General features: G+C 81.8%; 1 protein-coding gene. It reads left to right on the forward strand.

Annotated features, from left to right (window positions below; translation table 11 throughout):
• Positions 1 to 313: hypothetical protein (locus MFF21_RS23710; protein ID WP_238315048.1), on the forward strand; the 313-nt coding region annotated here is incomplete at both ends.

Here is a 313-nt window from a genome sequence, read left to right on the forward strand (position 1 = left end):
GCCGTGCTGGCGATGGCCGTGGCCATCGCCCCGGCGGCGCCGTGCACGATGCAGCGCCACGCCGCGGCCGATCACGCCGCCGTCGACCAGGCCCCGGCCGACCCCCACGCCCAGCACCGGCCCGCAGCCGCCTCCGCCGACGCGCCCGCGGCGGCGAGCGTCCAGGCGGACGGGGCGGACGGCCCCGACTGCCAGCGGCACGCCTCGGCCGGCCAGCACCACCCGGGCGCGCACGGCCACCACAAGCGCCCGGTCAGTTGCGCGGCCACCTGCTGCCCCCTGGCCTGCCAGGCGGCCGTGCCGGACGCGCCCT

The organism is Methylobacterium organophilum, from assembly GCF_022179465.1.
Taxonomy (GTDB): Bacteria; Pseudomonadota; Alphaproteobacteria; order Rhizobiales; family Beijerinckiaceae; genus Methylobacterium; species Methylobacterium organophilum.